The organism is Petrotoga sp. SL27 (assembly GCF_002924605.1).
GTDB classification, from domain to species: Bacteria; Thermotogota; Thermotogae; order Petrotogales; family Petrotogaceae; genus Petrotoga; species Petrotoga sibirica.
The window spans coordinates 19,851-38,249 of record NZ_JAIP01000015.1 but is presented as its reverse complement, the minus strand read 5'-3'; the positions used below and the strand labels follow the sequence as shown (position 1 = coordinate 38,249).

Annotated in this window: 18 protein-coding genes and 2 tRNA genes; 9 read left to right on the top strand and 11 right to left on the bottom strand. The window is 33.1% G+C overall.

What is annotated here, in order from left to right; translation table 11 throughout:
- Window positions 1–345: 345 nt before the first annotated feature.
- Window positions 346–1,629, top strand: coding sequence for an alkaline phosphatase (locus AD60_RS06250; protein ID WP_103876951.1), 1,284 nt, complete (start codon window positions 346–348; stop codon window positions 1,627–1,629).
- Window positions 1,630–1,656: 27 nt separating this feature from the next.
- Here AD60_RS06250 and AD60_RS10195 read toward each other — a convergent pair whose 3' ends face one another.
- Window positions 1,657–1,827: a hypothetical protein gene (locus AD60_RS10195; RefSeq protein ID WP_158248398.1), complete on the bottom strand. Its 171-nt coding sequence runs from the start codon at window positions 1,825–1,827 to the stop codon at window positions 1,657–1,659.
- 124 nt (window positions 1,828–1,951) lie between these two features.
- On the opposite strand from AD60_RS10195, the gene AD60_RS06245 reads away from it, so the two are divergent.
- A tRNA-Ile gene (locus AD60_RS06245) sits at window positions 1,952–2,028 on the top strand.
- Window positions 2,029–2,295: 267 nt separating this feature from the next.
- Window positions 2,296–2,541 (top strand): hypothetical protein, encoded by a 246-nt coding sequence (locus AD60_RS06240; RefSeq protein ID WP_199177860.1) that lies wholly within the window; start codon window positions 2,296–2,298, stop codon window positions 2,539–2,541.
- Between the two features lie 193 nt (window positions 2,542–2,734).
- Here AD60_RS06240 and AD60_RS06235 read toward each other — a convergent pair whose 3' ends face one another.
- Window positions 2,735–2,902 (bottom strand): type II toxin-antitoxin system HicB family antitoxin, encoded by a 168-nt coding sequence (locus AD60_RS06235; protein WP_103876950.1) that lies wholly within the window; start codon window positions 2,900–2,902, stop codon window positions 2,735–2,737.
- A gap of 255 nt (window positions 2,903–3,157) precedes the next feature.
- Here AD60_RS06235 and AD60_RS06230 point away from each other — a divergent pair, with 255 nt between their 5' ends.
- Genes AD60_RS06230 through AD60_RS06220 form a run of 3 tightly spaced genes read left to right on the top strand, consistent with a single transcriptional unit; the run spans window position 3,158 to window position 4,547 of the window.
- Window positions 3,158–3,556, top strand: a complete 399-nt coding sequence (locus tag AD60_RS06230) for a type II toxin-antitoxin system RelE/ParE family toxin (protein WP_103876949.1) — start codon at window positions 3,158–3,160, stop codon at window positions 3,554–3,556.
- A gap of 12 nt (window positions 3,557–3,568) precedes the next feature.
- Window positions 3,569–4,138 carry a hypothetical protein gene (locus AD60_RS06225; RefSeq protein ID WP_103876948.1) on the top strand — a complete coding sequence of 190 codons (570 nt, stop codon included), beginning with the start codon at window positions 3,569–3,571 and terminating at the stop codon, window positions 4,136–4,138.
- Complete coding sequence (locus AD60_RS06220) at window positions 4,107–4,547, top strand: hypothetical protein (RefSeq protein ID WP_103876947.1); 441 nt, start codon at window positions 4,107–4,109, stop codon at window positions 4,545–4,547. Before AD60_RS06225 ends, AD60_RS06220 begins: the two co-directional genes overlap by 32 nt.
- A 1,039-nt stretch (window positions 4,548–5,586) precedes the next feature.
- On the opposite strand, the gene AD60_RS06215 is transcribed toward AD60_RS06220, so the two are convergent.
- Entirely contained in the window at window positions 5,587–6,945 is a 1,359-nt protein-coding gene (locus tag AD60_RS06215; RefSeq protein WP_233186834.1) for an ATP-binding protein, read from the bottom strand.
- A complete protein-coding gene (locus AD60_RS06210; protein WP_103876946.1) occupies window positions 6,905–9,754 on the bottom strand; it encodes a TrlF family AAA-like ATPase in 2,850 nt (949 codons plus the stop codon). The genes AD60_RS06215 and AD60_RS06210 overlap by 41 nt, the downstream gene beginning before the upstream one ends.
- Before the next feature lie 423 nt (window positions 9,755–10,177).
- Here AD60_RS06210 and AD60_RS10190 point away from each other — a divergent pair, with 423 nt between their 5' ends.
- The gene (locus AD60_RS10190) at window positions 10,178–10,345 is read left to right on the top strand and encodes a hypothetical protein (RefSeq protein ID WP_158248397.1); all 168 of its coding nucleotides are present in this window, start codon (window positions 10,178–10,180) and stop codon (window positions 10,343–10,345) included.
- Window positions 10,346–10,483: 138 nt separating this feature from the next.
- A complete protein-coding gene (locus AD60_RS06205; RefSeq protein WP_103876945.1) occupies window positions 10,484–11,068 on the top strand; it encodes a hypothetical protein in 585 nt (194 codons plus the stop codon).
- A 127-nt stretch (window positions 11,069–11,195) separates the two neighbouring features.
- Here AD60_RS06205 and AD60_RS06200 read toward each other — a convergent pair whose 3' ends face one another.
- A complete protein-coding gene (locus tag AD60_RS06200; protein WP_103877193.1) occupies window positions 11,196–12,944 on the bottom strand; it encodes a proline--tRNA ligase in 1,749 nt (582 codons plus the stop codon).
- Between the two features lie 237 nt (window positions 12,945–13,181).
- Window positions 13,182–14,246 carry an ERCC4 domain-containing protein gene (locus AD60_RS06190; protein WP_103877195.1) on the bottom strand — a complete coding sequence of 355 codons (1,065 nt, stop codon included), beginning with the start codon at window positions 14,244–14,246 and terminating at the stop codon, window positions 13,182–13,184.
- Window positions 14,247–14,410: 164 nt separating this feature from the next.
- Here AD60_RS06190 and AD60_RS06185 point away from each other — a divergent pair.
- Window positions 14,411–14,486 (top strand) — tRNA-Pro (locus AD60_RS06185).
- Between the two features lie 33 nt (window positions 14,487–14,519).
- Here the strand turns inward: AD60_RS06185 and AD60_RS06180 are convergent.
- The 5 genes from AD60_RS06180 to AD60_RS06160 all read right to left on the bottom strand — a co-directional run bounded on the left by AD60_RS06180 (window position 14,520) and on the right by AD60_RS06160 (window position 18,233).
- Complete coding sequence (locus AD60_RS06180; protein ID WP_103877196.1) at window positions 14,520–15,125, bottom strand: isochorismatase family protein; 606 nt, start codon at window positions 15,123–15,125, stop codon at window positions 14,520–14,522.
- Window positions 15,126–15,255: 130 nt separating this feature from the next.
- Window positions 15,256–15,801, bottom strand: coding sequence for a YdcF family protein (locus AD60_RS06175; protein WP_158248396.1), 546 nt, complete (start codon window positions 15,799–15,801; stop codon window positions 15,256–15,258).
- Window positions 15,802–16,006: 205 nt separating this feature from the next.
- Window positions 16,007–16,384: a prepilin peptidase gene (locus AD60_RS10715; RefSeq protein WP_370445635.1), complete on the bottom strand. Its 378-nt coding sequence runs from the start codon at window positions 16,382–16,384 to the stop codon at window positions 16,007–16,009.
- A 95-nt stretch (window positions 16,385–16,479) separates the two neighbouring features.
- The gene (locus tag AD60_RS06165) at window positions 16,480–17,556 is read right to left on the bottom strand and encodes a tetratricopeptide repeat protein (protein WP_103877199.1); all 1,077 of its coding nucleotides are present in this window, start codon (window positions 17,554–17,556) and stop codon (window positions 16,480–16,482) included.
- 245 nt (window positions 17,557–17,801) lie between these two features.
- The gene (locus AD60_RS06160) at window positions 17,802–18,233 is read right to left on the bottom strand and encodes an Hsp20/alpha crystallin family protein (RefSeq protein WP_103877200.1); all 432 of its coding nucleotides are present in this window, start codon (window positions 18,231–18,233) and stop codon (window positions 17,802–17,804) included.
- Window positions 18,234–18,399 lie beyond the last annotated feature (166 nt).

The following is an 18,399-nucleotide window of genomic DNA, read 5'->3' as shown; positions in this document are numbered from 1 at the left end:
TTAAAACCTCTCAAATGATTTTTGGTTATAATAATTTTGGTAGTTCGGGCTGCGCTGCGAGGCCTTACTCCTTTATCCTTATGGGTGTTTGGAGGGTTTAAAGGGACCCCAGGTCCCTACCTTGAAATGGGTGGAGAGCGGGGGAAGGGCGCTATAAAACTTATCATACAGAAGTTACGTGAGAAGAAATAACACACCTTCAAAAAGATATGGTATAATTAAGTTGACAGAGCAAACACTTCACTAATTTTATGGGTGGGTAGCGGGGCGAAGGGGCGCTATATACAGGGTTTTAGAGCTTCTAAAGAGAGTAACTAAAAATTCAAAGGGGGGTAAAAAGAAAGTATGAAAAAGGGTATTTTGTTGGTTATGTTGGTTTTAGTGGTGTCATTGCTCACATTCGCGGGCGATGTAAAAAACGTGATATTTCTCATCGGTGATGGTATGGGTTCAAATCAGATTTTGTTAACGAGTTATTTAGAGGGTCGTGAGCTTTACATGATGCAAATGCCCTACACTGGTTACGCCATCACTTATTCTGCGGATAGCAACGTTACCGATTCTGCAGCAGCGGGAACAGCTCTTGCCTCTGGTTACAAAACTAACAACGGTTTTATAGGAATGCTTCCAAATGGTGAAGTCGTGCCATCAATAGCTGAAGTTTTGGCTGAACAAGGCTACAAAACGGGCGTAATTGCAACTTCAAGAATAACTCATGCCACACCAGCATCTTTTTATGGTCATGTGCTTAGCAGAAATGAAGAAGACAAGTTAGCTGAACAGCTGGTTAATAGTAACTTGACCGTTGCTTTAGGAGGGGGTTGGAGAAATTTCGATCCTACCAGAAGAGCTGATAGAAAAGATCTTATATCTGTTGCAAAGGAAAATGGTTTTGACTATATAACAACTAAGCAAGAGTTAATGGATTACTCTGGAGAAAAGGTTTTAGGATTGTTCGCTTCAAGTCATATGAATAGCGTTACAGAAAGAACGCCAGCTGAACCACTTTTACCTGAGATGACAGCAAAAGCAATAGAGATTTTGTCTAAAGATGATACGCCTTTCTTTTTGATGGTTGAAGGTTCTCAAATCGATTGGGAATGTCACGATAACGATGTCTTTGGTATGTGGAAAGAAATAGTTGAATTCGATGAAGCAGTGAAGGTTGCTTTAGATTTTGCAAAAGAAAATCCTGATACTTTGGTAGTTGTCACCTCTGACCACGAAACCGGAGGTTTGGGTTTATCAACAGGTGGATACACGATGGATTTGGAAATGGTTAGAAAATATCAGAAAACTACGGATTGGGTTGTAGCTAATTCTAAAAATACTGAAGAATTAAAATCTAACGTGAAAGAGTATTATGGATTTGATTTGTCAGAAGAAGAGGTCGCTTATTTGGAAGCCGCTGGTAACAAAATAAGGGCTTTAGCAGAGATCACAAGTGCCAGAGCAAGTATTGGCTGGACAACGCATGATCATTCCGGTGCGTTAGTACCTGTATTAGCTTTTGGACCTGGAGCTGAGAAATTTGTAGGTATTATGGATAACACAGACCTTCCTAGAAAAATAGCCAGTTTGGTGGGAGTTGAGCTTTCCTACCCTTTAGTGAATGTACCAAATAATTAAAATTAAAGGGCTGATTAAATCAGCCCTTTATCGTTTTAATAACTTGACGACTTCGTTTTCTAAACTTTCCAAATCTATTTTTTCTTCATTGTCTAAGAGGTTGAAGGCCGCTTTTAGCACTATAATTCTTGGATATTTCTCTATTAGCATTTTCACAGGGTCATCTTGGTTTTTTAGGCTTTCTACGTTGCTGCTCATTTCACTAAATGCTCCTTTAAAATTTATTTATCCCTTCGCTAAACCATCATAATAGAGAAAAATTTTCTTCATTAAAAAAGTATTGACAAATGTCATTTTAAATGCTATAATAATCAACGTGATTGGGCTCGTAGCTCAGTTGGTTAGAGCTTCCGGCTCATAACCGGGTGGTCGGTGGTTCGAATCCACCCGAGCCCACCAATAAAAGCCAAGGGTTCCTTGGCTTTTATTTTTTTACACACCTCAATTTTACTATTTTTATCGGCTTTTGTCAACTTTTTTCACAAACCTGTCTTCAAAAAGAAATGATATGATTAAGTTAACAAAGAAAACACTTCATTAATCTTATGTGTGGGCTGCTGAGCGAAGGGGAGTTAATAAAGATCCTTTTCCTCACGGGCGGGCAGCAGGGCGAAGGGCGCTATAAATCTCATTATACTTTATTTAGAAGAAATGGAGGTGCCAAAAATGTTTAACACATTAGAAGAGATAGCAAAAAGAGACAGAGAAAAAGCTAGATTGGAAGGTAAAGTTGAAGGGAAACTTGAAGGAGAAAGAGAATTAATCATAGAAATTCTAAACCAAAGTTTTGGAGAAGATTTTGATAAAAGTTTAGAAGAAAAGATCAGAAAAGCAAACGAAGAAACTATAAACCCAATAAAGAAAAATATTCTAAGTATTACATTAGAGGAACTAAAAAACTTAGTAAAGTAGTTGTAGAAGGTAGATTTTTGAGTATTTAAAAGAGATATCACTCTTCTTTTTTGCTTTAGGAGGAGTGATATCTTTTTAATAATTTTATTTGCACCCCTTCACCCTCGGACCGAGAATCAGGTGAAGTTTCTTTTAAAGTAAGAGCATATAGTTTGGAAAATCTCAAGATTATTCCTCCAGTTTCTTAGCAAATTTAAATTTCCACTGTTATTGTGTACTCTATAGTTTCATCTTCAGAAGGTATCTCTTCTCTGTGTTCTTGCAAGCTTTCTATGTATAATTGAATAGCTTCTTTCGCCATTTTTATTGCTTCTTCTATTGTATCCCCGTGTGTGACACAGCCTGGAAGAACAGGGACTATATTTGTCGTGAGGCTGTCTTTCCTTGAACCCCCTTCGGGGCGCTTGAGGCTGTTTCTTTTATCCTCTTTTTTAAAAAGTTCAAAATATTACTCGTGGTTTTTTCGTTCAAGTTATGATAATGAACTAAAGAAACACTTCGCATCTATATATATGATAAAATATACTGTAAGGATAAGTATAATAACGACAAAAAACGACAAGTAGTAAAAATTAATTGAATTTTAATAATAAAATGATATAATGGGGTGTAGAGAATGGGAGAAAGAGAAAAAGACTTGCAAGAATTATCCCCAAAACAGTTAAAAGAGGAAATAATAAAAGCTCTTGAAAATCCACCTTTCCCAATCTTCAAACGCTCATTGAAAAAAATAAACAATAGGGACCTTCTATTAAAAATATTGCAATCAGTCTTGGAAATAAATTATGATTACACAATAGGTGAAATGAAAACAGGAAACTTAAGAGGAATCAGGACGTACAAATTCATACATGATAGAGTATATTACCGGTTATCGTATTGGGTAGAAAATGATGGGAGAATAACAATAACTTATATAGACATAATGAAAAGAGAAGATAGTTATGATAATTTAAAAAAATACTTTCAATCAAGAAAATCTTTATTGAAACAAATAAATGAAAATGGGAGGTAAGGAGGGAAAACAATGCTCAAAATACATGAATTATTAAACATTTTCTCTGATTTAAAGTCTAAAAATAAAGAAGTTTTGTATAATTTTTTAGTAAATCCAAAAACATATGAAGACAAAGAAGAAATTGAAGAGTTTATACAGATATTAAAAGAAATGAAAGATGATCTGTTGTATTATGATGAAGAATTTGACGACATGGAAGAAAAAGAACAAAAATTATATTTCACACAAAAAGATTTAGCAACAATGACAGACCAATCAATAAGAAATATCCAAAGAATTATCAAAGAAAACAATATAAACCCAATTAACCCTGGAAGAAAACCATTATATTATGACCTAAAAGAATTCAATAACTATTATTTTATTCAAAAAAAACTAACACCCTCTTTGAAAAATCAAGAAATCAAAACAATAAGAGTATTTGGAGATAAAAAAGAAGTAAAAAGAGAAATAGCTATGCAACCATATTTATACGAAGTTTTAGAATCGATGCCACACAGGAATAAAAACATAACCTTATCAGTGTTTGACAAAGGAAGTGAAAAATGTGAAAATGAGCAATATTCAAATGCGGTATGACATAATAAAAAAATTAAATTATGAATTAAAAGACGAAGATCTAAACAACAAAAAACTAACACCAAAGGTAGACATTTCGGTTACACAAAATTTCCAACCAAAAGAAAAAGAATACTTTGGAACAATAGGATTAAACATTAAATTTCATTTGAAAGAATCAAAAAAAATAGTATTAAAATTAGAACTTGAAACAGAAGCAGGATTTTATGGCAACCCAAAAATAAAGGAAAACGAATTCAAAGAACTAGTAATAAAATCTGGAATAATGAGCTTATTGCAGATATCAAGAGCAAAAATAATATCAATATCCGCAAATTTTGGGTTTGTTCCACCAATATATCTTCCAATGTTGAACATTAACGAACTTGTAGAAAAAGAATTAGAAAAAGCTAAAATATCCGCCAAATAAGAGCTGTTGAAAAACAGCTTTTTTTTAAAGATTTTCAAAAATAAGATTTCGATTTTAAAATGGTTAAAAGGCGCATAAAATATATAAAGAATTCCTAAAAAATTGCACTATTTTTGACTACCCCATCGTCTATCTTCACTTCAAAATTCTTCGACTCTATTATTTTTATTATTTTTATTATTTTTATCAAATCCCTTAAACTATGGTTTAATTTCAAAAACATTGAATTATGATCTAATCAGTTTTTTATAGTTTTCTATAAACACATGGTATAATATAAACAGTTCAACAAGCTATGGAAAGAGTTGATAGGAATGACAAAGATCGGAACTTCATTATTTGAAGAAGGCTTTGAAGAAGGAGAAAAAGAATTGACAATTAAAATATTAAACAGAAGATTTGGTAGACGATTAACCGAAGAGTTATAAGATAGGATAAGAGAAGCGGGCAAAAAGACAAAGGATTATATAGGAGATAACTTGTTAGAGATAACCATAGAAGAACTAAAAGAAATATTGAAGTAGTTGTAGAAGGTAGATTTTTGAGAGTTTTAAAGTGAAATGTTGTAGTAATAGAGATATCACTCCTCATAAAACTAAAAAGAGGAGTGATATTTTTTATCTCCTAATTTTGATTGCCGAAACATAACATTTATTCATGCCTGTTTTAGAATTCTTACGTTTTTGTAACTGCCAAACTCAGGAAATTTTTTGAATCTATTTTCTTCTATAAATTTTTTTAAAATAGAGTTTATTCATCTTTGTCTTTACTTTTCCTTTTGATTTTAAATGGCATCTTTTTGTCGGCGTTGGTATTCTACTTTTCTTTTTGCCAAGTAATTGCCAAAATCGCCAAATACTCTCCAACTAATTGCCAAATTATTTGATAACATAGTGGCTATTCCTACCCTTCCCCTCAAATTTAAAAATTTTCTTGTTTACTAAATCTATTGAATCTTTCAAATCGTTTGCGGCTGTGGTTCAAAACAAATGTTTAATTCTTGATATGTTTTTTTCATTCTCCATCAGTCAAATATTGGTCATTTATTAGTCAATTTAGTCAATTGGTAGGCAACTCCCTTGCCTGCTTTTCCAATCCTTGCAAATACCCCCTTCTTCACAATTTCTGCGAGATCAATAGTTGCCATTTGCCTAGATACATTAGCAATTTCCTGATATTCCTTATTCGTAATCCTTCCCTTTTCTTTTACATACAAAACTGCTTTGACTTGCCTTTCATTTAACCCCATTTTTCTTAAATTATCTTCAATATAAATGTCTTTATAGAAATAGACTGCAAAACCGCCAAACTCTTCTTTAAATTCTGGTTCTGGCAGTCCAGCTTTTTTACATTCATCTGTAATTTTTATTGTTCCTCTGCCCCAAGCCTCTATTAGTCCAGCTTTGAAAAATACATCTGCCAATAACTCATTTCTTGGATAAGATGAATGGTTTTTCTTTAATTCATCAACCTTGATTTCTTTTGGAAGTGTGCCAACATTCCAAAGAATTATTTTATCAGGATAAATTTTTAACTGGGTATGTGGACCGATATAATCTCTATGTATAACCGAATTAATTATGGCTTCTCTCAATGCTTCTTCTGGATATTCAAGTTCTTCTTTACGATAAATTCCTTCAAATCTTATTTCAGATATAAGATATTTTGTCCGCAATAACTCCATTGTTTTTTCTACCTGTTCAAAGAGATTGCCTTCAATATCATCAGAACTTATAATATCTGTATCCGTCAAGAATTTACCCACTTTTATATAGGAGCTTGTCCAGAATCTTTTTGGATTTTTACCGAATAGTAAAAGGGCAGCCCTTGTTAATTTACCATTTTTAATCAAATTTAATTTCTCAAGCACCTTTATCGGCTCATTTTCATCTTTCACAAATGGAATTCTTTTTATCGCGATTTGTTTGAATTTTTCAATTGTCTCATTATTTATATCCTCAATAGAAGCATTTTCCTCAATATACTCTTCCCAGTGCTTGCCTGAGTTGGATATTAGAAACCTGGTCAGGTCCTTGCCTTTTAGTTCCTGAATTGTGCTTCCGCTTCTAACATAAAATCTCCCATGATATGAAATTGGTACATAGGAATGCTCAACTTCTATAATAATTATTTCCTTACCGTTTTCCTTTTCTAATCGGACACTTGGTATAATGCCAAGGGTATCTCTTAATTTATTGGGTAAATCCTCAAGTAATTTCTTAGATTCTTCGACGCCAACAGGCTTACCATTATCATCAACTCCGATGAGCAATCTTCCGCCATCGGTATTTGCAAAGGCACAAATCCATTTTAGATATTCGTCCCGCCATGAGGACTTGAATTCGGTTGTATGAGATTCAACTGATTCTAAATCCATATTTCTTTTCTCTTTTTTCAAAGGCTATCTGACCTCCCTCCAGGACTTCACAAACATGTTGGCGGATACCCTTCCTGAATAATATAGCTTTTTGTTTAGCTTCTGGCAACTCAAAGGAGTTTTCTAAGGCTCCTGAAATATATTCAAACTTGAACTTTTTATTATCTCGCCCTTTTTCCTGTCCTTCTTGATTTGCGACAATAACTTGTTCAGCGTCTGCTCCAACAACTAAATTAGGATTATGTGTAACTATAATTATTTGCCGTTTCTTTTTCTTATTTTTGATAAATGAAACCAGATCATCATATACCGATCTATTATCTAAATCGTCTTCCGGCTGGTCCAAAAGTATCGGCCATTCTTCATTACTTAAATCAATAAGGAACCGTAAAAGAACAAGTCCTTTCTTTCCAGGAGACATTTTATCAAGTGGATCGTTTTTATATGAAATCTTAAAGTCCAAATCAAAATAATTTTCTAAAATCTTTACTGCGGCATCCTTTGCCGCTCTATTTCTCACCGTCTTTATTTTCTCATCTACAACAGCATTAAAAATTTCGCTGATGAAAGAGAGATGTTTATTCGGATCGAAGTGGTACTCGTATTCGTCTTTCCATGATATACTGCTGATATTACGTTTTATATCCCTCTTGTTTAAAAAAGCATCGATAACTTCTTCATTGAACACCTTTTCATTAAATCCAACCAAAACATTTAAAGATATGTCTTCAAACTTATTTTCGTACCTCTTAAATTCATTTCTTACCTCTCCGTAGACATTAAAAATTTGCTGATAGGTTTCGATAAGATACTTTTTCTCTTTTTCATAAAGATCCTTTTTTGACTCAAGCTTTTTCTTTTCAAGGTTTATTTTGTTTAACTTGTTCTGCTCATCACTTATGGCCTTATTCTTCTTTTTCAACTCATCCTGTAATTTAACCTTTGCCATAAACGGCATAAGCTCTTTTTTGATTTTTTCCAACTCTTCCTGATGGGTTTTAATCTTAGAATCGGCATAAGTTATAACTTTATCAGTGGCTGTTAAAAGATTGGTTCCCAATTGCCCAATTCTATCAAATTCTTTTGTGAATTCTTTTTTGATTTCATCATTACCCAGATAAGACGACTGTTCATTGTACAATTTCTCTAAACTTTTTAACTGCTGCATTAGATTTTGTTTGAAAGACACGAGACTCTTTTTATCGTCAGATAAAACAGTAATGCTTGTGGTTGTTTCTGTTTCTTTTTCAAGTAATGCTTCATAATCTTTGATTTCGTGATTGGATAGCCCGGATTTACTTTTGATATCCTCAGCTTCTTTTTTCAATTGGGCGATGTATGTTTTTATACCATTCTCTTCACCAAATTGCTTAATGTTTTCTTCTACCTCTTTAATTTCCTGTTTTATTTGATAAAGATCTGCAACATTGGTAGGTATTAATTTAGTTAATCCCTTAATTCTCGTAAGTTTGTTTTCATAATTTTCTCGGACAGTTTCATCTTGCAGAAGAACATCTTTGACGAACTTGTTTATAGTGTCGCGACTTCCAGTGCTTTCCTCCGAAAGTCTGTTAAGGTAATTTTGTGGTATATACAAAATTTTTCTTTCGTCCGAACCATTGCTGCCTTTCGTGTTTTTTAGATACATTCTAGCACCATCTGCCCAAACCACTTCAAAATTAAAATCAGCTGATTTATCAAAATCATATTGGGAAGCTTCGGAAAGGTCGGCAAACCTGGTTTCTACTTCTTTTCTGTCAATTGTTTTAGCTATGTAGTAAAGAAGTAATGACTTCCCCGTTGATTTTCCGCCAATTATGGTTACCAAATTTTGGTTTATTTCAATAGCATCAGAGGGAAAGTTGCCCTGTCCAGTATTATCAAGAAATCGCACTTTATCGATAAGATAGTAAGGCCTTTTGAGTTCCGGTTTTTCGAAACCAAAAGCAACCCGATCAAATGGTTCAAAAATAATCTGTCTCAAGCCTTCAAAGTTTGGATCGGCTTTTATCCAGCTAAAACCGTATCTTTCAAGGTCTTTCTCCTCATTGTTTGGTACTGAATATTTTTTCCCTAATCTATTCTTGCAATCCTCAAGAGTATGGCAATCAGAAATAGAAACGACCGGTTTCGCCTTTGCTTTTAAGCTTTTATTCTCATATCTACTTTCGTTTAGATAATATTCTCTATTTTCCTCACAGCCAAAAAATAAATCGCAAAAATCATCGAAAATATCCGATAATTCCTTTTTGATGTTTGAATTGGCAATTGCTCTATTACTGCCCATACCACTGGCTACACCAGCGATTAAGAATGGGCGATCATTTCCAAAAGAACTTTTTAAAGATTCTTCAAGTTTTTCTTTCGTGATACTAATTTTATCGTAACCGCCACAGGCTGTAATGTCATCCTCAGTACAATAAGCAACAGCACCGTTTGGCATTTTATTCTTCAGAGGAAGATGAGCGAGAAAATCCTTTATTTTGTTAATATCGTAATTACTATCAAAAATTAAATGGCATTGTAATTGCTCTGAATCTATATTAACGTTGATATCCAGTCGAAGTTCGACGCAAGGAAAAAACTGCTTATTTTTCAATTCTTCAATATTTTTGATTTTATCCCGGAATGTTTCGTAACCTACGACAGAAAAATAATCAGTAATACCAAAAACAGTTATATCAGAATTCTTGATATATTCAATAAATTTTTCCCAAACATCATTACCTTTTTTTGTGCTGTACTGGTCTGCATGTTTAGATCCTGGAACGTGAATTTGTAAATCCCATTTTCTCCATTCCGAACCTTTTGGAAAGTTGAAGTTACTCATATCCTTTCTAACCCCCCAATCAATGGTTTAATAAGTTTGTATTCCAAGTTTTTAATTAATTTCTTTTCCACCATCAAATTTCAATGCTACTCCAGCGACTTTTTAACCATTTATTAATATTCATTAGATCATATTAGGTGTTCATGAAATAAATTGGTTAGATGATAATTCGATGTCTTTGAAATGTTGTTATAATAATAAATAAAACACACAAAAGCTTGAATATGGTAAAATTAAGCGAAGAAATAAAAGTTCTTAGGAATAAATTATATAACATTCATTTAACGAAAAACAAATCAATTTCAAAGACATGAATAAATCTAAACATCACCCTATTTCGATGACAATTAATTATGATCTAAAGCGATTTTCAAAAACATATGATACAATTTAAATACTTCAATAAACTATCAAGGGGGAACAATGAAAGACACTAACAGAACGGGAAACATTCACAAAGACGAAACCGCCGAATATCATGAACTCAACTTTCCAAAGATAATTTCAGTAAAACCAATAGACATTCCAGTAATCAACGTATCAAACCAAAACACGGATTTTGCTGGTTTGTGCAAAAAGTTTCACTTGTAATGCTTCTAAAACACTTTCCAAAACCTCATTTGCGAAGCAAATGACGTTTCCACATGGAAAAAAGCAGACTTACTAAGATTTGCACAATACGACACAGCGTTATACCAAAAAGAAAGAAAAAAGATAAATACGGTGGTAATGTACTCAGGGAAATACGAAAGTGCAGAAAGTGAATTGGACATGGGATCAAATAAATACAAAGTACAACAAGTATTTATGACAAAGTACGATGGAATAAAAAGGTATGAAGAGATAAAAGAAAAGATAGAAAAAGAAGAAGAACCAACGGATAAAGATCTAGAAGAAAACAGCCTCACGGCAAATATGGAGTTAGTATTCTTGCCCTTGATGAGAAACGAAAAAAGTGAAGAAGAAGTGACAAAAGATGTCTTTGAGTTAGCGATCAAAATACCAGATGAAGACAAAAAAGAAGCGGTAATAGGATCGTTATTAGGGTTCTCTGATAATTATGTAATGGATGAATACATAAACAAACTGAAAGAGGTGATACGAATGACAAAGATCGGAACTTCATTATTTGAAGAAGGCTTTGAAGAAGGAGAAAAAGAATTGACAATTAAAATATTAAACAGAAGATTTGGTAGACGATTAACCGAAGAGTTAAAAGATAGGATAAGAGAGGCGGGCAAAAAGACAAAGGATTATATAGGAAATAACTTGTTAGAGATAACCATAGAAGAACTAAAAGAAATATTGAAGTAGTTGTAGAAGGTAAATTTTTGAGTATTTAAAAGAGATATCACTCCTCTTTTTTACTTTAGGAGGAGTGATATCTTTATTAATAATTTTATTAGCGCCCTTCCCCCGCTCCCCACCCATAAGGAATGTGTTAGATTGTTAAATTTTGAGTTGGATCATAGTTTTCTAATGTTTCTTTTACTTTATCGTATAATTCTTTTACGTTTTTGAACTCTATCAATGTGCTTTCTTCTTTATCTCTTTGTTTTAACTCGATTTTTCCTTCTTTTAAACGTTTGCCTATAATAATTTTTATAGGTACTCCGATTAGATCTATATCTTTGAACTTAAATCCAGCGGAGACTTCTCTATCGTCTATAATAACGTCTATTCCTTCTTTTAAAAAGTAGTCGTAGATCTCTTGCGCTGTGCTTACGATAGCTTCATCGTTCATGGCAACAGGTATTATTGCAACCTCAAAAGGTGCAACGCTTTTGGGCCAGATTATTCCGTTTTCATCGTTTAATTGTTCCACTATAGCCCCTAGGGTTCTTGATACCCCCCAGCCATAGCACCCCATTATGTAAGGTTTTTGTTCTCCATTTTCATCGGTGAATACCGCGTTCATTTTTGAAGAGTATTTGTCGCCTAGTTCAAAAATTTGGCCCACTTCTATGCCTCTTGTCCGCTTGAGTGTGGAATTACATCCTTGTGTTGGACATTTTTCGCCTTCTTTTACGTATCTAATGTCTGCTATCAAATCTATTCTGAAATCTCTATTAGGGTTGGCATTGAGGTAATGCTTTTTTTCTTCCATAGCCCCTATAACACCATTTTTTATGGATTTTACACTTAGATCTGCAATTATCTTGACATTTTCTGGAATGTTTACTGGACCTATAAATCCAACGTTTACACCAAATTCTTTTAGAACGTCTTGTGGATCGGCTAGTTCTAGACTTTGATCTTGAAGAACTGATCTGACCTTGGCTAAGTTTATCTCATAGTCGCCTCTAATTAGAGCCATCACCCATCCTTTACTGGATCTTAGCAGTATCGATTTTATTAACTTCTTTTCAGAAACGTTCAAGAATTTTGCGACTTCTTCGATGCTTTTGGCGTGTTGAGTATCAACTTTTTCCATTTCTTTGAGGACTTCATCATCAACTATAGAAAAATTTTCGCTTGATCTAGCCTTTTCATCACTGGCTGCATAGCCACATTCTTCACAGTAAAATATTTCACCTTCGCCATTTTGCGCCAGTACGTGAAATTCATGTGAGAAAGAACCACCAATTGCACCGGTATCCGCTTCTACAACTACATATCTCAAACCTATTCTTTTTAAGATGTTTTCGTAGGCATCATAGAAACGTTGATAAGATTCATGCAATGAGTTGTAGTCGGTGTGAAAGGTGTAGGCGTCTTTCATGATGAACTCTCTTGCCCTTAACACCCCAAACCTTGGCCTTATTTCATCTCTAAATTTAGTGGCTATTTGAAAAAGGTTGACGGGGAACTGTTTGTACGATCTGAGCTCATTTTTCATCAAAAATGTGATGATTTCTTCATGCGTAGGACCTAAAGTAAACTCTCTATCGTGTCTGTCCTTGAGTTTCATCAATTCTGGTCCGTAATCTTCCCATCTTCCCGTCGTTTTCCAGAGCTCTGCAGGATGTATTATGGGTAGCATGATCTCTTGAGAACCTATCTTTTCCATTTCTTTTCTGACTATCTGTTCGATTTTTCTTATGACCTTCCATCCAAGAGGAAGATAACTGTAAACACCTGATGCAATCTTTCTTATAAACCCTCCTCTGATCAATAACTCGTAACTTTTTATATCAGAATCAGATGGAGTTTCTTTTAAAGTAGGAGCATATAGTTTGGAAAATCTCAAGATTATCCCTCCGATTTTTAGCATATTTTATATTTTGTACTTTGAGAAATTATATCATAGAAACATTGTTAAGTTAAATTTTTATTGTAATAAATATATTGAGTCTTTTAGTACAATTAAATTAAAAAATAAAAAGATCCTTTTCCTAACGGGTGGTATTCTTTTAGATTTGAAGAAGTGTGAAAATCGATTCTTTATAAAATAAATTTTTCTTTTTTTATAAAATATATCCCCCATCTATGTTTTTTTCCACACACTTTTTTTGCCTTGACCAAAATTTTCTATATAACCTTCTTTTCTGAGATCGTTCAATACTTTTCTAATCTTAGTGTCAGAAGTTAATGGGAATTTTTTTCTAAGTGTATTTATAGTGAAAGTATCCTCAGTATTTTCAAGTATTTCTCTTCTTATATCGTAGTATATGCCCCCGGTAAAATCTTTTTTAGTTTCATATTTAGATGCTTCTTCTGAAACAATAGTAGGGATGTTGTCCTTTTCATGTGATATGACCGCTTGAAAGAAACGTAAAGTCCATTCATTTGCCAATTTCCTGTTCCCAGCGAATATTATTTGAAAACCAGGATGATAAGCAAAAATCTCCGCTAAAACTTTAGATAAATAGGATGGTGTGTACACCTTCAGCTTGCTAGGATTCAAAAAATCAGAGTAATTTGCTTCAACAACGAAAGCAGAATGTTTGTACTTAGCTAATTCTCCAAGTTTCATGTGTAAAAGTGACAAATTTCCAATATCTGCAATAAAATTGTTAAAGGTTTTTCTTTCAGCTACAGCTATTATCCCGCTTTCATTTAATAAGGCATAATCACCGGCTTTAAGCTGTGCTCTTTCAACGTTACAATTGGCGAATTTCCATGGATATTTCTCATTTATGTCGATCAATATATGAAGATGATGATCCCCCTTCGCTGTTAGTTTAACTTTAGGACGATGTTCTTTCAGTCCTTGTTCTGTTCTCCAAAATATCTGTTCATATTCTCCTTCTTTATTTTTATATTTCTTTTTTAAAAAGAGAAAGTCACATCTTTTGTTTTGGGTTCTGTCAAGAACTACCGACAACCTTTTTCCATAGCGATTTATCGATATAATTGGAACTCTTTCAATTTCTTGGTAATTGCTCGATGTTTTTTCCGTGTCTCTTATGCAAAAGATATTTTTACCAGCACCTGGCCACTTGTCCTGGACAAATAACGCTAATATTACTTTTTCTTCTTTTCTAATGGTTACCCTGTAAGGGAATCTGTATTTTTCCGTTGATTCAAGAACCCATAAAATAGAACCCATTATGTATTCACCTTTTTTTACAAAATTGATTTTCTCGTTTAGGAATAATAACTAGCATACTTGGAATGTTTTACCTATTCATACCTTATCAATTGAAAAAGCGGAATATTTCCTAAAAATTTGACGTTCATTAGAAAATGTGATATAATTTTTTTAGAGTAAACCGGAGCGTAGCGCAGTTGGTAGCGCGTCAGCATGGGGTGTTGAAGGTCGCTGGTTCAAATCCAGTCGCTCCGACCAAGAATACGGGGTTGTTCCCCGTATTTTTTAAATCTAGATTATTCTACCAAATTTTTCTTCAACGATTTCTTTAATATCCTTTTTGTTAACAGCTTTTATATATTCACTTACTGGGAATACCCTATATCCTCTTTTTAACGCATCTTCTATCGTTGCTATTACGCATACATCTCCTGCTAATCCTAAAACAACTAAATTTTCTATTTTATGCTTTTTCAAAAGTTCGTCTAATTCCGATTCAATTCTTTTTTCAATGTCTTTGTAAAATGCTGAATAGCTGTCTCCATCTATTTCTTCGCCTTTTTTTATAACGAAATCATAAGTGTTTATAAATAGTTGGTTTCCATAGGTACCCTTTATACAGTGAGGAGGCCATTTTTCAAAAGAGATGTGATTTTCAGGGTGATCATCCATACTGGCAAAGATCTTAAAATCTTTATCTTTCATTAAATTTAAAAATTCGTTTACCTGATCTATCCACTCTTCAGTTGTTCCAGCTACTGGAAGTTCAGTAGGGCACCTTTCGGTAAATCCGTTTTGACAATCAACACACAATATCGCGGTATTTGAAGGTGATAATTTCAATGCGTTTACTATATAATTGGTAAACTCGTTAGGTGTCTTGTTGTTTTCGACCATTTTTGACCCTCCTTTGAAAGTTTGTTATAAAGTTCCCCTTCGCCCCGCAGCCAGCCCTATAAGGATAAAAGAGTCTAACCCCATTTGCCCCTGCAGCCCGCCCCCTTCTTTGGCCGGCTTGGTCTTAATTTTAGCCACCGATCTTAAATTTGACCAATCCTAAGTATTCATGCCAAGCAGAAGAAGTTGCTTCTAGGAATCTCATATCTGGTAAAAAGTCATACCATTTCAATTCTTCTCGGGAAACCTTATAATCTGTGGGAACAGGAACAACATCAATGTTTGTGTAAGTTTTGAAATAATTCATAGCTCTTGTTAAATGTATTGCACTGGTGACTAAATATATTCTTTGTACTTCATTGTCTTCCAGTAGTTTAAGCGTAAATTCCACGTTTTGTTTGGTGTTTTTAGCAAGTGGTTCTACAAAAATACCGTTTGGTTGGACTCCCATTTTTAACAATTCTTCTTTCATGATTTGAGCTTCTGGTATCTCAGTACCTAGGGGGTTTCCACCAGTTACAACTATAGGAAGCTGTAAATTTTTGTAAAGTAAGAAACCTTCATATACCCTTTTCATAGCGCTATCGGATAACTCCCCTGATCCTTTTCTTGGAGTTTCGGGAATTATTCCACCCCCGAGTATAACTATTGCTCCTTTTTCTTGAGTATTATGCAACTGAGAAACATCCACAGGCGGATATCTATTTTCTAAAGGTAAAACGATTATTTTTGCAAACCATCCAGAAGAAAATATATAGATTACAACGCAAAGCGTTAAAAGAGGAAAAGATATTTTCTTCCTTCTTATTAGTTGGATAATTAAAAATATTATGCAGAGGGAGATAAAAATACCTGGAATTTCTATAAAAGATGTGAAGATATCATAAAGTATTATAAAACCCCCTAAAAATATATAAGATGAATGTACTCAACATTATATAAAAACCAAGTGGAACTTTTTTGATTGCCTTTTTTTTGTTCGATAAAATGATTAGAATTGTGCTGATGATTATCAGAGGAAATATATAAATGCCTAATAGAAGAGAAAGAACTGATAGAAGTTTCACGTCTCCAAAACCCATTTTTCCATTTCTCCAATAATAAAAAGTGATTAAAAAGATAATGATCATATACAGAAGATTAATGGATTCAAAGTTGAAGAATGCAATCAATAAAATAGCTATTATTCCTAAATCTGGTATGATAAAGGCAAAATAATCATATAGCCCTATATACAAGAGACTATTAGCAAAAAGAATATTTTGCCAGTTAGGAGAAGTGAGTATGACAAAAATATTTACAATTATATAAGATAAAAGGATAATTAGAACCTTTTTATTTGTGTGTAGTATTTTTACACCCTTTTTATTACTTCCATTTCCTCTTTCGTTAAATTTTTATTCAGAATTTCCTCAAGTCCATAGATGTACCACATGTACTTATCTTTTATTTCTTGGTATATATTTTTGGCTTCATCAAATTTCTTAACTTTTAAGTAGGGTATAACTAATAACAACTTGAAATGTTCATTTTCTTTATCTTGGTCTATATATTTTTCTAAAAAGTTTTGAACTTCTTTATATTTACCATTTTCAAACATTACCTTAGCCCATACCTCTATGTCGGTAGAATATTCAGGTCTTGTATTGAGAATTTCCTCTTTGAGCTCATTTGCTTCAGTAATTCTCGATAACTTCTCGTATATAGTAGCTAACTCATACTTACCCAATACGCTGTTCGGAAATCTATTTAAAAATTTTTCTAAAACGTGGGCGGCTTTTTCATAATCTCCTTTTTGCATGTAAGCATCTGCAATCATGAAGTAGGTTACATAATTGTTGGGGGAGAACTCTAACTCTTTTTTCCAAATATCAGCTGCCTTTTCGTATTCACCTAAATTAAAGTATAATTCACCTAATTCAGACAAAGCAGCTATATTCCAAGGGTCTAATTTAACAGCTTTTTCTAAATACTCTTCCCCTTCTTCCATCTCACCTTTTTCTACTAAAACTGAACCCATTAATTCGTAGGCGGGAGCGAAACTGGGATCAATTTTGAGTATAAAATTGACTACATCTTTCACGAAATCGAAATTCTTTTTATCAGCTTCTAATAAAACCGTATCGAATAGTCCATTCAAAGATATATGTACCAAGTCGGAGTAATTAATTTTGAATTCAGAAAAGTAAGACAAAAATTCGGAAAGAACGAAGGGATAAATCACAAAGTTAGAAGTTAAACCGGGTAAGTGGTCAACAAGTTTTTCGATTTTCTTTGTTTCTTCAATAAATTTTGAGTTGTTTTTTAAATCAGCCTTCATTAACTCAAAATCTCCTTCATACAAGAACTCACAAAGCAAGATTGGAAAAGGTGTTAAATCGGTTATTTCAATCTCTTCTTCTCCAAAGTTAAACTTCACAATGCGCTCCATGGGTATCTCCTCCTTTTAACTGAATGTCTTCTTCTTTTATATTTTATTATACCATAATTAAGATTTATTAAGGAAATTTATTTACATTATTTTGTAATTATTATCATAGAATAAAAAAATAAAGCTCTAATTGTTGATATGACTAATCTTCCTGAAGAACGGACAAAGATAGATTTAAAATTACCCTGTTCAATTATAAATAAAAAGCAGGCATACGCCTGCCTTTTTACGTATTATCATTATTCTTATTGTATTTTAATTTCTTTTCCTTCACCTTTAGCTGAATCAACTTTTGGTATAGTTAATTTTAAAACTCCATTTTCATATTCAGCTTTAATTTTGTCTTTATCAATGTACTCTGGAAGCCTTATGGATCGTTCAATTCTACCAAAGTATCTTTCTCTCCTATACACGTTTCCAGTCCTTACTTCATCGGATGCTTTCTTTTCTGCGGATATGGTTAATAGATCGTTTTTCAATTGAACTTTTATATCTTTTTTGTTTAAACCTGGTAATTCACATTCTACAATGTAATCGTTGTCAGTTTCATAAACATCCATCTCTCCTCGTGATGTTGTTCCAAAGGGCAATGATCTAAAGAAATCCTCAAACTCTCTATTGAAGAAATCAAATGGTGATAACAAACCTTCTCTATCCTCTCTTCTCCTTTCTAACATTTGTCATCGCCTCCTTTTTCACTGTTCATTCTTTTCATTAAAATTATACAACCAAAGAATCGAATATGTCAAGACTTTTTTAAAAAAATGTTCTTTTTTATTTTTAGCTATAATAGAAGATCATATATATACTAAATTTAATTATAATAAAACATTTTATCATTTG